General features: G+C 67.7%; 12 protein-coding genes. 3 read left to right on the forward strand and 9 right to left on the reverse strand.

All coding sequences use genetic code 11. From position 1 onward, the window contains the following. Positions 1-162 precede the first annotated feature (162 nt). From E3O42_RS01625 to E3O42_RS01665, 9 genes are all read right to left on the reverse strand, one after another. Positions 163-1,662 carry a CoA-acylating methylmalonate-semialdehyde dehydrogenase gene (locus E3O42_RS01625; RefSeq protein ID WP_134452206.1) on the reverse strand — a complete coding sequence of 500 codons (1,500 nt, stop codon included), beginning with the start codon at positions 1,660-1,662 and terminating at the stop codon, positions 163-165. Between the two features lie 103 nt (positions 1,663-1,765). Continuing rightward, positions 1,766-3,091, reverse strand: coding sequence for an aspartate aminotransferase family protein (locus E3O42_RS01630; protein ID WP_134452228.1), 1,326 nt, complete (start codon positions 3,089-3,091; stop codon positions 1,766-1,768). A 104-nt stretch (positions 3,092-3,195) separates the two neighbouring features. Then, a complete protein-coding gene (locus E3O42_RS01635) occupies positions 3,196-4,347 on the reverse strand; it encodes an ABC transporter substrate-binding protein (RefSeq protein ID WP_134452207.1) in 1,152 nt (383 codons plus the stop codon). Positions 4,348-4,410: 63 nt separating this feature from the next. After that, positions 4,411-5,241 carry an ABC transporter permease gene (locus E3O42_RS01640; protein ID WP_134452208.1) on the reverse strand — a complete coding sequence of 277 codons (831 nt, stop codon included), beginning with the start codon at positions 5,239-5,241 and terminating at the stop codon, positions 4,411-4,413. Next, positions 5,238-6,065, reverse strand: a complete 828-nt coding sequence (locus E3O42_RS01645) for an ABC transporter ATP-binding protein (RefSeq protein ID WP_134452209.1) — start codon at positions 6,063-6,065, stop codon at positions 5,238-5,240. Before E3O42_RS01645 ends, E3O42_RS01640 begins: the two co-directional genes overlap by 4 nt. Beyond that, positions 6,062-6,907 carry an ABC transporter permease gene (locus E3O42_RS01650; RefSeq protein WP_338144914.1) on the reverse strand — a complete coding sequence of 282 codons (846 nt, stop codon included), beginning with the start codon at positions 6,905-6,907 and terminating at the stop codon, positions 6,062-6,064. Before E3O42_RS01650 ends, E3O42_RS01645 begins: the two co-directional genes overlap by 4 nt. Positions 6,908-6,999: 92 nt before the next feature. After that, positions 7,000-8,016, reverse strand: a complete 1,017-nt coding sequence (locus E3O42_RS01655) for a TIGR03842 family LLM class F420-dependent oxidoreductase (RefSeq protein WP_134452211.1) — start codon at positions 8,014-8,016, stop codon at positions 7,000-7,002. 11 nt (positions 8,017-8,027) lie between these two features. Then, positions 8,028-9,479 carry a dihydropyrimidinase gene (hydA, locus tag E3O42_RS01660; RefSeq protein ID WP_134452229.1) on the reverse strand — a complete coding sequence of 484 codons (1,452 nt, stop codon included), beginning with the start codon at positions 9,477-9,479 and terminating at the stop codon, positions 8,028-8,030. A 195-nt stretch (positions 9,480-9,674) separates the two neighbouring features. Further along, positions 9,675-10,538, reverse strand: coding sequence for a nitrilase-related carbon-nitrogen hydrolase (locus E3O42_RS01665; protein WP_134452212.1), 864 nt, complete (start codon positions 10,536-10,538; stop codon positions 9,675-9,677). A gap of 242 nt (positions 10,539-10,780) precedes the next feature. On the opposite strand from E3O42_RS01665, the gene E3O42_RS01670 reads away from it, so the two are divergent. From E3O42_RS01670 to E3O42_RS01680, 3 genes are all read left to right on the forward strand, one after another. Further along, entirely contained in the window at positions 10,781-12,115 is a 1,335-nt protein-coding gene (locus E3O42_RS01670; RefSeq protein WP_134452213.1) for an aminotransferase-like domain-containing protein, read from the forward strand. A gap of 45 nt (positions 12,116-12,160) precedes the next feature. Next, positions 12,161-12,349, forward strand: coding sequence for a BBE domain-containing protein (locus E3O42_RS01675; protein WP_166787864.1), 189 nt, complete (start codon positions 12,161-12,163; stop codon positions 12,347-12,349). Positions 12,350-12,834: 485 nt separating this feature from the next. Further along, the gene (locus tag E3O42_RS01680) at positions 12,835-13,827 is read left to right on the forward strand and encodes a putative F420-0 ABC transporter substrate-binding protein (RefSeq protein WP_134452215.1); all 993 of its coding nucleotides are present in this window, start codon (positions 12,835-12,837) and stop codon (positions 13,825-13,827) included. Positions 13,828-13,840 lie beyond the last annotated feature (13 nt).

Raw genomic sequence — 13,840 nt, forward strand, 5'->3', positions numbered from 1 at the left:
ACTGTAGGACGCACCCGGGACGGCTGCTTCTTCGATTCTGCTCACATCGGCGCATCCGGGCAGGTCGGAGCGACGGGCGTTTATAAGGACAAAGGTCGGAAATTAGGAACCTTCGTCCAATCCCGTCCTTGTAATATCGCTTTTTCCTTTTAACGAGGTCACCTACGTGTTCTGCGGGAAGCCCAGGTTGATGCCGCCGTGGCTGGGGTCGAGCCAGCGGGCGGTGACGGCCTTTTCACGGGTGTAAAAGCTGATGCCCGCGGGGCCGTAGGCCTTGGCGTCGCCGAACAGGGAGTCCTTCCAGCCGCCGAACGAGTGGTACGCCACCGGCACGGGGATCGGCACGTTGATGCCGACCATGCCTACCTGCACCTCATGCTGGAAGCGCCGCGCTGCACCACCGTCGTTGGTGAAGATCGCGGTGCCGTTGCCGTACTTGCTGGCGTTGATGACGGCCACGCCGTCGGTGTAGCTGGCCACCCGCAGCACGCTGAGCACCGGGCCGAAAATCTCGTCCTTATAGACGGCGGAGTCCAGGCTGACCTTGTCGAACAGGGTGGGGCCGAGCCAGAAACCGGATGCCTCGCCGTCGACCTTGATGCCGCGACCGTCGATCACGACGTCCGCTCCATCCGCCTGGGCGATGTCGATGTAACCGGCCACCTTGTCGCGGTGCGCCTCGGTGATCAGCGGGCCCATATCGCAGCCGCGCATGCCGTCGCCCACCTTCAGTCCCTTGACCCGCTCGGCGATCTTGGCGATCAGCTCGTCGGCGACGGGCTCCACGGCCACGATCACGCTGATGGCCATGCAACGCTCCCCCGCCGAACCGAAGCCGGCGTTGACCGCGGCATCCGCGGCCAGGTCGAGGTCGGCATCCGGCAGCACCAGCATGTGGTTCTTGGCGCCGCCGAGGGCCTGCACCCGCTTGCCGTGCTGCGCGGCGGTCTCGTAGATGTACTTGGCGATCGGGGTGGAGCCGACGAAGGAGATGGCCTGCACGTCTGGATGGACCAGCAGCGCGTCGACGGCCTCTTTGTCTCCGTGCACGACGTTGAAGACGCCGTCGGGCAGGCCGGCCTCGGTGAACAGGGCGGCGAGCCAGTTGGCGGCGGACGGGTCCTTCTCGCTGGGCTTGAGCACAACGGTGTTGCCGGCGGCAATGGCGATGGGGAAGAACCAGAGCGGCACCATGGCCGGGAAGTTGAACGGGCTGATGATGCCGACCACGCCGAGCGGCTGCCGCAGGGTGTACACATCGACGCCGGTGGAGACGTTCTCGGAGAACTCGCCCTTGGACAGGTGCGGCAGGCCGAGGGCGAACTCGACGACCTCGAGTCCACGGGCGATCTCGCCGAGGGCGTCTGAGGTGACCTTGCCGTGTTCGTTGGTGAGGATGTCGGCCAGCTCGCCCTTGCGCGCATTGAGGAGCTCGCGGAACGTGAACATGACGCCCTGGCGTTTGGCGATGGAGGCGTCCCGCCAGGCGGGGTATGCGGCCAGGGCCGAGGCGACAACGGTGTCGACGTCGGCGGCGGTGGCCAGGGAGACCAGACGCTGCACTGCGCCGGTGGCCGGATTGTAGACGGGGGCGGTGCGCGTGGAACTTCCGGCGCCTGGGGCGCCGTCGATCCAGTGGGTGAGGATGGGAAGGTCGTTCATGTCAGTCGATTCTGTTGGGGTTATCCGTTGGTCGAGCTTGTCGAGATCCGGTCGCGGGGTCTCGGCAGGCTCGACCAACGCATGGGGGCGTTGTCGAGGCAGGTCAGGCGTAACCGAGCTCGAGGGCGAGGACCTCGTCGTAGATGGCCAGGGCCTCGGCCACCTCGGAGTCGGTGACGACGCAGGGCGGCACGACGTGGATGCGGTTGTCCATGATGAAAGGCAACAGGTTGCGGGCCAGCAGCTCGGTCTTGATGCGGGCCATCACCGCCGGCGGCACTGGCTCGCGGGTCTCCCGGTCGGCCACGAGCTCGATCGCCCAGAAGACGCCCTCGCCGCGCACCTCCCCGATGATCGGGTGCTTCGCCTTCAACGCCTCCAGGCCGGGGCCGATGGCGTCGGTGCCGATCCGGGCGGCGTTCGCCACGATGTCCTCCTCTTCCATGGCGTCGAGGGCCGCCACGATCGAGGCCATCGCCAGCGGATGCCCGCTGTAGGTGAGCCCGCCGGGGAACACCGTGTCGTCGAAGTCGGCGGAGATGGCGTCGGAGATGATCACGCCACCGACGGGCACGTAGCCGGAGTTGACGCCCTTGGCGAAGGTGATCAGGTCGGGCACGACGCCGGTGCCGTCGAACGCGAACCAGCGCCCGGTGCGGCCGAAGCCCACCATCACCTCGTCGAGGATCAGCATGATGCCGTACCGGTCGCAGAGCGCGCGCACCCCGGCAAGATAGCCGGGCGGCGGCATCAGCACCCCGGCGGTGCCGGGGATGGACTCCAGCAGAACGGCGGCGATGGAGGTGGCGCCCTCGCTCTGGATGACCCGCTCCAGGTGGTGCAGCGCGCGTTCGCATTCCTGCTCTGGCGTCGTCGCCCAGAACTCGCTGCGGTACAGGTAGGGGCCGAAGAAGTGCACGTGTCCGCGGGCGAACTCGTTGGGGATGCGGCGCCAGTCGCCGGTGGCGACGATGGCCGCGCCGGTGTTGCCGTGGTACGAGCGGTAGGTGGAGAGCACGGTGTCGCGGCCGGTGTGCAGGCGGGCCATCCGGATGGCGTTCTCGTTGGCATCCGCACCGCCGTTGGTGAAGAAGACCTTGTTGAAGCCGTCGGGTGCCCGGTCGACGATGCGTTTGGCGGCCTCGCCGCGGGCCAGGTTGGCGGTGGACGGCGCGATGGTGGTGAGCAGCTGCACCTGGTCGATGATTCCCTTGATCACGGCCGGATGCTGGTGGCCGATGTTGACGTTGACGAGCTGGCTGGAGAAGTCGAGATAGGTGCGGCCGTCGTGGTCCCAGACCCGGCAGCCGAGACCGCCGGCGATGACAAGGGGAACCAGCTTGCCCTGGGCAGACCAGGAGTGGAAGACGTGGGCCTTGTCGAGCTGGGCGGTGCGGTCGTTCAGGCCGAGCTCGGTAGTGGTGTCGATGTCGGTCACGATGTGTGTTCCTTCTCTGCTGCTCTGTGTGCCCCGCCAGGCGGGGCGGTGGGTGACCGGGCGACCGCGCGAGGCAGCCGCCCGGTCGAGGTTGACTACTCGCCGCCCTCCTGCAGGGTGACGTCGATCGGTGCCCAATCGGCGCCCTTGACGTCCACTCCCTCCGCGGTCAATTCATCCAGGGCCTGCTGCACGTACTCGTTGGAGTATGCGGTTTTGGGCGGGTCTGTGGTGATGATGGTGCCACCGGTTTCGTTCTTCGTGTTCATGGCGATGTCGACGGTGTTGGCCCAGGCGGCCTCGTCGATCAGGCCAACGCCGTTCGTGGACGGGAAGATCAGCTTGCTGACCTCGTTGGTCATCCACAGCTGGTGGCCGGCGGGCAGGGCTGACCCGGCGTCGGCCACGATGGTCGCGGCCTCCTCGGGATTCTGGGAGGCGTAGATCCAGCCCTTGATGGAGGCCTTGATGAACGCCACGGTCTGGTCGGCGTAGGCCTCGTCGTCGGCGAGCTTGTCGGTGTTGGCCCAGATCGCATCCTGAAGCATCGCGGTGCCCTCGTCGTTCCAGTCGATGACGTTGAGGTCCTCGGGCTGGTAGAGCTCACCGGTGTCTGGGTTGATGGTTTCCAGCACCTGGGCGTACTCGTTGTAGGTCATCGCCTGGGCCGCGTCGATGTCGCCGGCCAGGAAGGCATTCATGTCGAACGCCTGCTGCACGAGGCTGATGTCGCCGACCTGCACGCCGGCCTGCTGCATACCGGCGAAGAGCTCCCACTCGTTGCCGTAGCCCCAGCTACCCACGTTCTTGCCGGCCAGGTCGGCCGGGCTGGTGATGTTCTTGTCCTTGAACGAGATCTGGGTGGTGGCGCTGCGCTCGAAGATCTGCGCGACGTCGGTGATGTTGGCGCCCTGTTCGATGGAACCGAGCACCTTGGGCACCCAGGAGATGGCGTAGTCCACGTCGCCGGACGCGAGAACGTCCTGCGGCACGATGTCGGCGCCGCCCTCCTCAATGGTCACGTCGAGGCCTTCCTCCTCGTAGTAGCCCTGGTCGACGGCCGCGTAGTAACCGGCGAACTGGGCCTGGGCCACCCACTGCAGCTGCAGGGTGACGGGGGTGAGGTCTCCGGTGGCGGAGTCCTCGGTCGGATCGGCATCGCTGGCGGCGCTGCATCCGGAAAGGACGAGGGCGCTGGCCGCGGCGACGGCGCCTGCCGTCGTCAGCCATCGTGTGCTGTGTTTCATGAGTTCCTCCTTTTATGTACTGCTACGGGTGCTGCTGATGCGGGATGGTGCTGCGGGATGGTTTCAGGCGGTGGGGGCGCGGCGGCTGACCACCTTCTCGAGGCCGAGCGCTGCGCTATAGAAGAGGAGTCCGAGGATTATGGAGCCGAGCACGTAGGCCCAGGCGAGACCGTAGTTACTGCTGGACGCGGCGGAGGTGATCGACTTGCCCAGGCCCCCGACCGGGCCGCCGAAGTACTCGGCGATCAGGGCGGAGATCACGGCGAGGGAGGACGCAATGCGGAGGCCCGTGAACACGAACGGCACCGCGGTGGGCAGGGTCACGGTCTTGGTGGCCTGCCAGCTCGAGGCGGCGTAGGCGCGCATCAGGTCTCGGTGCACGGGCCGCACCATGCGTAGGCCCTTGAGGGTGTTGAAGTACACCGGCACGAACACCGCCAGCGCGGCCACGAGCTGTCTGGCGGTCTCGGCGTTGGCGCCGAACATCGTATACAGCACGGGTGCCAGGGCCACGATCGGCACCACCGCGAATGCGGCCACCACGGGCGCTGACATCTCGTCGAAGATCCGCACCAGCGCGGAAAGGATGGCCAGCAGCACGCCGACGATGGCGCCGAGCACCAGGCCAATCAGGGCATTGCGTCCGGTGACGACCATGCCGTTGACGACGTTCTGCAGGTTGGTGACGAACTGCTCGCCGATAGTGACTGGGCCGGGCAGGATGAACGGCTTGATAGCCAGCACCGTGACGAAGCCCTGCCAAAGCAGGATCGCCAGGGCGCCGAGCAGCACCGGCGGTAGAACGGTGCGGGCCGGCCCGGAGCCGGCTTGGGCTGTGCGTGCCGACCCGGCGGGAGCCGGTGCGGCCGCGCGCGTTCCAGCGGGGACGCTCATCGCGACTCGACTCCGCGCGCCCCGGTGGGGGCGGCGCCATGCAGCAACTCGCGCACCCGGCTGACCGAGTGGAAGAACTCCGCCTCTTCGCGCAGGTTCTCGCCGCGGTCGCTCATACGGCCGAGGTTCACCCCGAGCACGTCGCGGATGCGGCCGGGCCGGGGCGACATCACCACCACCCGGTTGGAGAGGAACACGGCCTCGGGGATGGAGTGGGTGACGAAGACCACGGCGGCGCTGGTCTCGGCGCAGATGCGCACGAGCTCGTTCTGCATGCGCTCCCTGGTCATCTCGTCGAGGGCGCCGAACGGCTCGTCCATCAGCAGCAGGCTCGGGCTCTCCGCCAGCGACCGGGCGATCGCCACCCGCTGTTGCATGCCGCCGGAGAGCTGGTCGGGGTAATGCCCGGCGAAGTCGGTCAGGCCCACGAGTTCGATCAGCTCGGCGGCTCGCTCGCGGCGGGCGGCCTTGCCGGCGCCGTGCAGTTCCAGAGGCAATTCGATGTTGCCGGTCACCGTGCGCCAGGGCAGCAGGCCGGCCTGTTGAAAGGCGATGCCGTAGTCCTGGTCGATGCGGGCCTGGCTGGCGGTCTTGCCGAACACCTCGATGGACCCGTTGGTGGGGGTGTCGAGGTCGGCGATCAGCCGCAGCAGGGTGCTCTTGCCGCAGCCGCTGGGCCCGATCAGCGAGACGAATTCGCCGGGGGCGACGGTGAGGCTCACCGCATCCAGGGCCGTGACTGAGGCGCCCTTGCGGCCGGCGAAGACGCGGCTGACCTCGGTCACCTCCACGGCGTGCTGTACCGGTAGTGCTGCCGTGGTCATGCGGCCACCTCTCCCCTGCGGAATCGACGTAGGAACAGTGAGATCAGGCCGACGAACCCGGCGGCGACGAGGCCCACCAGGATCGACCCGAAGATGGGGGCCCAGGGCTTGCCGGGGTCGCTGCCGGCGGCACCGGCGTATTCGACGATGAGCCGGCCGATGCCGCCGCGCAGCCCGATCGAGACCTCGGCGACGACGCTGCCGATCACGGCGCTGGCCGCGGCGAGGCGGAGGGCCGGCAGGAGGAAGCCCACGCTGGCCGGGAGCCGCAGCCGCCAGAGCGTCTTCCACCAGCCCACGGCGTAGCAGTGCATGAGGTCCACGTGATTGGCGTCGGGTGAGCCGAGGCCCTTAAGCGCGCCGATCGAGACCGGGAAGAAGGCGAGGTAGGAGGCGATCAGCGCCACCGACATCCAGTTCTCCCAGGTGAAGGCGCCGAATTCGAGCTGCGCGCCCCAGCGCCGCACCAGCGGGGCCAACGCAATCAGTGGCACGGTCTGGCTGAGGATGACCCAGGGCAGGATGGCCGATTCGGCCAGCTTGAACCGCTGCATCAGCAACGCCAGGGCCAGGCCCACCGTGACGCCGACGATCCAGCCGACAGCCGAGATGCCGAGGGTGAACAGGGACGCCTCGAGCACGGCCTGCAACATCGAAACGGCGCTGGCGCTGCCGGTGACGGGTTCGAGGATGCGTTCGAGCATCACCCACAAGTGCGGCATGGCCATCTCGCTGGCCCGGGGCAGCACGGTGACGCCGCCGACGATCACGCCGTCTGCCGGTGCGAGGAAGATGTAGAGCTCCCACAGCAGCGCGAGCGCGAGCACCCCGAGGGCGCCCACCAGTAGGCGCCGCGGCGTCCCCCGGAGCCTCGCCCGGCCCCGCGACGCAGCGCCCGCCCTCACGGGGGCGGTGCGCACGGAGCCGGCCGGAGTCATGCCTTGGCCGTGATGTGGTTGGCGAGGGCGGGGATCACGGTTTCGCCGTAGACCCGGAGCGTCTCCTCTTTATTGTCATGCTGCAGGTAGCCGGCAAACTGGTCGACGCCCAGCGCCTTGAGCGCCTTGAGCTTCTCGATGTGCGCCTCGGCCGGGCCGAGCAGGCAGAACCTGTCGACGATCTCGTCTGGTACGAAGTCGGCGTGGGTGTTGCCCGCGCGGCCGTGCTCGTTGTAGTCGTAGCCCTCGCGGCCCTTGATGTAGTCGGTGAGGGCCTGCGGCACGGCCCCGGACTGGCCGTATTTGGCGACGATGTCGGCCACGTGGTTGCCCACCATGCCCCCGAACCAGCGGCACTGGTTACGCATGTGCTGGATGTCCTCGCCGATGTACATGGGCGCGGCCACGCAGAACTTGACGGAGTACGGGTCACGGCCCGCGTCGCTGGCGGCGGTGCGCACTGTCGTGATCATCCACTCGGCCACGTCGAGGTCTGCCATCTGCAGGATGAAACCGTCGCCGACCTCGCCGGCGAGTTTGAGGGCGAGCGGCCCGTAGGCGGCCACCCACACGTCCAGGGTCGAGCCCGTGCTCCAGGGGAACTGCAGAGTGGCCCCGTTGTACTCCACCGGGCGGGAGTTGGCCAGTTCGCGGATCACGTGGATCGATTCGCGCAGCGTCTTCATGGTGCTGGGCCGACCGTTGGTCACCCGCACCGCGGAGTCGCCGCGGCCGATGCCGCAGATGGTGCGGTTGCCGTACATCTCGTTGAGGGTGGCATAGGTGGATGCTGTGACGGTCCAGTCCCTGGTGGCCGGGTTGGTGACCATCGGGCCCACGATGACCTTGCGGGTCTCGGCAAGGATTTTGCTGTAGATCACATAGGGCTCCTGCCAGAGCAGGTGCGAGTCGAAGGTCCACACGTGGCTGAAGCCATGGTTCTCGGCCAATTGGGCCAGCTGCACGGTGCGCGCCGACGGCGGGTTGGTCTGGAGTACTGCTCCGAAGTCCATGGGGTTCCCGCCTAGATCAAGTACTGGCTGAGGCCGCGTTTGATGTACTTGCCATCGCCCTTGGCGCCGAGGTACCGGTTGTTGTCGATGACGACCTTGCCGCGGGAGAGCACGGTGTCGACGTGGCCATCGATCTCGAAGCCCTCGTAGGCGGAGTAGTCCATGTTCATGTGGTGGGTCTTCTCCCTTCCCATTTCAGGCATCCCGATGGAGGTGTGGCCTCCCGGGTTGTAGATCACCACGTCGCCGTCGGCGCCGGGCTGGATGACGCCCTTGGTGCCGTACATACCGAACATGCGCGCCGGGGTGGTGGAGGTGACCTCCACCCAGCGTTCGAGGGAGATCTGCTTGTCGACCACGCCCTGGTACAAGAGGTCCATCCGGTGTTCGACCGAGCCGATGCCGTTGGGGATCTTGGAGAAGTCGGTCAGGCCCATGTCTTTCTGGCCCTTCATGCAGAACGGGCAGTGGTCGGTGGAGACCATCTGGATGTCGTTCGTGCGCAGGCTCTGCCACATGTGGTGCTGGTGGCCCTCGGCCTTGGACCGCAGCGGTGTGCTGCACACCCATTTGGCGCCCTCGAAGCTGCCCCACTCGTCGCTCTGGGCGCCGAGGTTGTCTTCGAGGGAGAGGTAGAGGTATTGCGGGCAGGTCTCGCCGAACACGTTCTGGCCGCGGTCACGGGCGACAGCGATCTGCTCAACGGCCTGCTTGGCCGACACGTGCACCACGTACAGCGGCGCCCCGGTGAGGTTGGCGAGCATGATCGCCCGGTGGGTGGCCTCCTCCTCGGCCTGCCATGGTCGGGTGAGGCCGTGATAGTAGGGCGTGGTGTTGCCGGCTGCCACGGCCTGCTGCACGAGCAGGTCGATGACGCTGCCGTTCTCGGCGTGCATCATGATCATGCTGCCGTTGCCGGCTGCCTTCTGCATGGCCTTGACGATTTGACCGTCGTCGGAGAGGAAGACGCCCTTGTAGGCCATGAACAGCTTGAAGCTGGAGACGCCCTCGTTGACGAGTTCGTCCATCGCCACGAGGGAGGAGTCCTGCACGTCGGAGAGGATCTGGTGGAAGCCGTAGTCGATGGCGCACTCGCCGCGGGCCTTCTCGTGCCAGAGGTGGTACTGGTCGAGCACGTTCTCGCCGGCGTACTGCACCACGAAGTCGACGATGCTCGTGGTGCCGCCCCACGCCGCGGCGCGGGTACCGGTCTCGAAGGTGTCGCTGGCTTCTGTGCCGCCGAACGGCATCTGCATGTGGGTGTGCGCGTCGATGCCGCCGGGGATGACGTACTTGCCGGCGGCGTCGATCACGGTGTCGACGTTCCGCTCGATGTCGAAGCCGAGCAGGGTGGAGCCGGGTGCGAGCACCGCGGCGATTTTCTCGCCGTCGATCAGCACATCCGCTGTGGCCGTTCCCGTGGAATTGACCACGGTGCCGTTCTTGATCAGGGTCTTCACGATGCTCTCCTGTTCGCTGTGCTTCGCTACTTCGTCTGCGGTTCGCACCATCCCGCTGGTTGAGCTTGTCGAAACCCCCGTGCGCCGTTCTCTGAACGTAGGCTCGGTCGCGGGGTCTCGACAAGCTCGGCCAACGGATGGTCGGGTCGCGGGGTCTCGACAGGCTCGACCAACGGAACTTTGGTTCCGCAGGTTGCCTTACGGCTTGGGGATCGAGGTGTACGAGTCCGGGCGCCGGTCCCGGTAGAACTGCCAGTTGTTGCGCACCTGGCGGATCATGCCGAGGTCGAGGTCGCGAATCACGACCTCCTCGGTGTCGGCGCTGCCCAGCTCGCCCACATAATTGCCCTGCGGGTCGACGAATTGGCTGGTGCCGTAGAACGTCACGGCGAGGTCGCCGTATTCGTTGTCCTCCCGGCCCACCCGGTTGGGCGCGGCCACGAAGTATCCGTTCGCGGCGGCCGCGGCGGGCTGCTCGATCTCCCAGAGCCGGTTCGACAGCCCGGGCTTGGTGGCGTTGGGGTTGAAGACGATCTGCGCGCCGTTGAGGCCCAGCTCGCGCCAGCCCTCTGGAAAGTGCCGGTCGTAGCAGATGTACACGCCGATGGGTCCGACGGCGGTGTTGAAGACCGGGTAGCCGAGGTTGCCGGGACGGAAGTAGAACTTCTCCCAGAACTTGTCGAGGTGGGGAATGTGGTGCTTGCGGTACTTGCCCAGGATTGTGCCATCGGCATCCACCACCACGGCTGTGTTGTAGTAGACGCCGGGCTGCTCCTCCTCGTAGATGGGGAGCACCATGACCAGGTTGAGCTCCTTGGCCAGGGCGGCGAAGCGCTGCACGATGGGGCCATCGGCCGGTTCGGCGTAGTCGTAGTACTTGGCGTCTTCGGTGATGCCGAAGTACGGGCCGTAGAACAGTTCCTGGAAGCAGATCACCTGCGCCCCGTCGGCGGCCGCGTCGCGGGCGAACTGCTCGTGCTTGGCCAGCATCGAGTCGATATCGCCCGTCCACGTGGTCTGGGTGATCGCCGCTCGCACGATGTTGGATGTGTCAACGCTCATACTGTTTGCCTCCACTGGGTCTCACACGGTGGAACCTCGTCAGCGGGGGTCGGACGGCAACGCAATGTTCTGCGAGCCAAACGGTGAGAGAGCCTGTCGAGATCGAGCCACACTACGGTGTCCGGTTTTGTTATTATTCGACGTAAACATTTCTGTTCTGTTTCTTCACATGACGTATGCGTAAATCATCATCCTGTCGTTAGCGGGTGCTGCTGGCAAGCACTTGCCCCGGAAGGACCCCCGTGCAGCTCTATCTCGTCGAGATCGAACAGGCCACGCCGGCCGGAATTGCGGCCGCCCTCGGCCGGCTGATCAGCAGCGGCCGGATCGCTCCCGGCGAGCGCCTGCCCACCGTGCGGGACCTCGCCGGCGGGCTCGGGGTGAGCCCCGCGACGGTCAGCCACGCCTGGCAGGCGCTCTCCTCAGCGGGCTTGATCGTGTCGCGGGGCCGCAGCGGCACCTTCGTGCGGGAGCAGTCCACACACTGGCTGCCGGCTCGCACCCAGTCGCTGGCCGGCCATGTGAGCGACACCCGCATCGACCTGTCCCGGGGCACGCCAGACCCCTTACTCCTGCCCGCGCTCGGCCCCGCGCTCTCCAGGGTCTCCCAGCGCGCCATGACCCCCAGCTACCAGGCGCCGCCGGTGATCCCGGAGCTGCTCACCGTGCTCACCGGCTCCTGGCCGTACAGGTGCGAGTCCATCACGGTCGTCGACGGGGCACTCGACGCCATCTCGCGCAGCCTCGAGCAGGTAGCCAGGTTCGGCGACAGGGTGATCGTCGAAGACCCGGGCTTCCCCCCGTTGTTCGACCTGCTCGACCAGATGGGCATCGAGCGGCTGCCCGTTGCGGTGGATGCGGAGGGTATCGACCCCGCCGAGTTCCAGGCGGCGCTGGCCCTGTCCCCGGCCGCGGTCATCCTGCAGCCGCGCGCACACAACCCCACCGGGGCGTCGATGTCTCCTGAGCGGGCGGCGGAGCTGGCCCGGCTGTTGGCCGCCAGCACGCGCGCGACGCACACCGTGGTGATCGAGGACGACCACTCCGGCGCGATCAGCACCTCCCCCGACGTGTCGCTCGGCCGTTGGCTTCCCGAGCGGGTGCTGCACGTGCGCAGCTACTCCAAGTCGCACGGGCCCGACCTGCGCATCGCCGCGCTCGGCGGGCCCGCCAGGCTGGTGGACCGCATCGTGGCGCGGCGGATGCTCGGCCCGGGCTGGACCAGCCGGATGCTGCAGACCATCCTGCACGAGCTGCTCACCGATGGCGCCAGCATGGCGCAGGTGAACGAGGCCCGGCACGTGTACTTCGCCCGTCAGAAGGCGCTGGCGGAGGCCCTCACCGGGTTCGGCCTGCCGCTCGCCCGCGCCGATGGCATCAACGCCTGGGTACCCGTGGCCGACGAGCGCGACGCCCTGGTGCGGCTGGCGGCGTCGGGCATCCGGGTGGCCGGCGGCAGCCCGTTTCTCGCGGTGGACCGGTCGGAGGCGTTCATCAGGGTGACGGCCGGGGCCCTGACCGATGATGTGCTCCCGGTTGCCCGGGCGATCGCGGCGGCGGCCGCGCCCGCGCGCTAGGCATCCGTCTCGTCCGAACCCATCGTTGGTCGACGTGTCGACGCCGTGCTGGAAGACGGGTGGGCCGCCGTGGCGGGGGACCTGGCAGGCGCGTATGGCAACTTCAGCCTGCACCAGGATGTGGCGACCCTCGCCCGGATCTACCCGCCGGACACGGCAGCTCGGTTGCGGGCGGCCAAGCGGCGCTACGACCCGGAGAACGTGCTCGCCGGCAACCACAACATCGTGCCCTGAGCCGGCGGGGCGGCGCTCCCGCGGAACAACTGTTGCCCATCCGGACGATAGTTGCCGGCGCACCGGGCGCAAATGTCCGCACGGGCAACAGTTGAGCCGGGCAGTCCGCCGGCAGCCAGGCCGGCTGGGTACCATCCGGCGAAAAACCGTGCGTGCCCGCCGCACCGGACGTCCACGGCAACGGGATGCAATGGGCAGCGCAAACGTTAGCGGCCGAAGGGCGGGTCAGAGGCAACCGCCACTAAGACCATGGGTTTAGGCTGGATGTGACCCCCGGTTCGATCTGACCGGTTGCGCTGGCCCGGATTTGGGCGGCAGGTCGGGGCTTTGCCTTCAGTTTCACCCCCACCTCGTTCGAGCCCTGCTCCGACGCGTTCGCTTGCGGTGCGGGCCGGCGCCGGTGTCGCCCGCGACACCGTCGTTTCGGTCCGAAGCGTCGCGACCGCGCCGACGGAGGCCCGGCTCCCGCCGCTCAGATTGGTCCCATGAAGACTCGCCACCCCGTCGCCGCCGCCACCGCGGCCGTGCTGCTGCTCGCCGGCTGCGCCTCCGGTTCCACGGCCGCCGCGCCCGCCCCCACCGCCTCGGCCGGCGGTGCCGGCGCCTTCCCGGTGTCGTTTGAGAATTGCGACACCACGGTCACCCTCGACGCCGCCCCCGAACGCATCGTCACGATCAAGTCGAACACCACCGAGCTGCTGCTCGCGCTGGGACTCGGCGAGCGCATCGTGGGGTCGGCGTTCCTGGACGGCCCGCTGCCGGCATCCCTCGCCGACGCTGCCGCCGATCTCAACGTGATCAGTGACTTCGTACCCGGCCAGGAGGCCGTGCTGGCGCTCACCCCCGACTTCGTCTACGGCGGCTGGGAGTCGAACTTCTCCGCCGAGGGCGTGGGCGAGCGAAGCGCACTGGCCGATCTGGGCATCGGCAGCTACGTGTCGCCGGCCGCGTGCAAGGGCGACGCCATGCCGGATCCGCTCACCTTCGACACCGTGTTCGCGGAGATCGACGAGGCCGGCGCCCTGTTCGGCGTGCCGGATGCCGCCGCTGAACTCGTCGCCGAGCAGGAGGCCGAACTGGCCGCGCTCACCCCCGCCGCCGGCGACACCACCGCGCTCTGGTACTCCAGCGGCACCGACACCCCGTACGTGGGCGCCGGCATCGGCGCGCCGCAGATGATCATGGATGCGGCGGGCCTGACCAACATCTTCGCTGACGTGCATGACACCTGGACCTCGGCCGGCTGGGAGTCCGTCGTGGAGGCGAACCCGAGCGTCATCGTGCTCGTGGACGCCACCTGGAACACCGCCGACTCGAAGATCGCCAACCTCCAGGCCAACGCGGCGACCGCCGGGCTCGACGCCGTGCTGAACGACCGCTACATCGTGGTGCCGTTCGCGGCCACCGAGGCGGGCATCCGCAACGTGGAGGCCGCCGGGTCGATCATCGACCAGCTCGCCGCGCTCGAGGCCGAGTAACACCGATTCGAAG

Origin of the sequence: Cryobacterium adonitolivorans (assembly GCF_004402695.1) — a bacterium.
Classification (GTDB): Bacteria; Actinomycetota; Actinomycetes; order Actinomycetales; family Microbacteriaceae; genus Cryobacterium; species Cryobacterium adonitolivorans.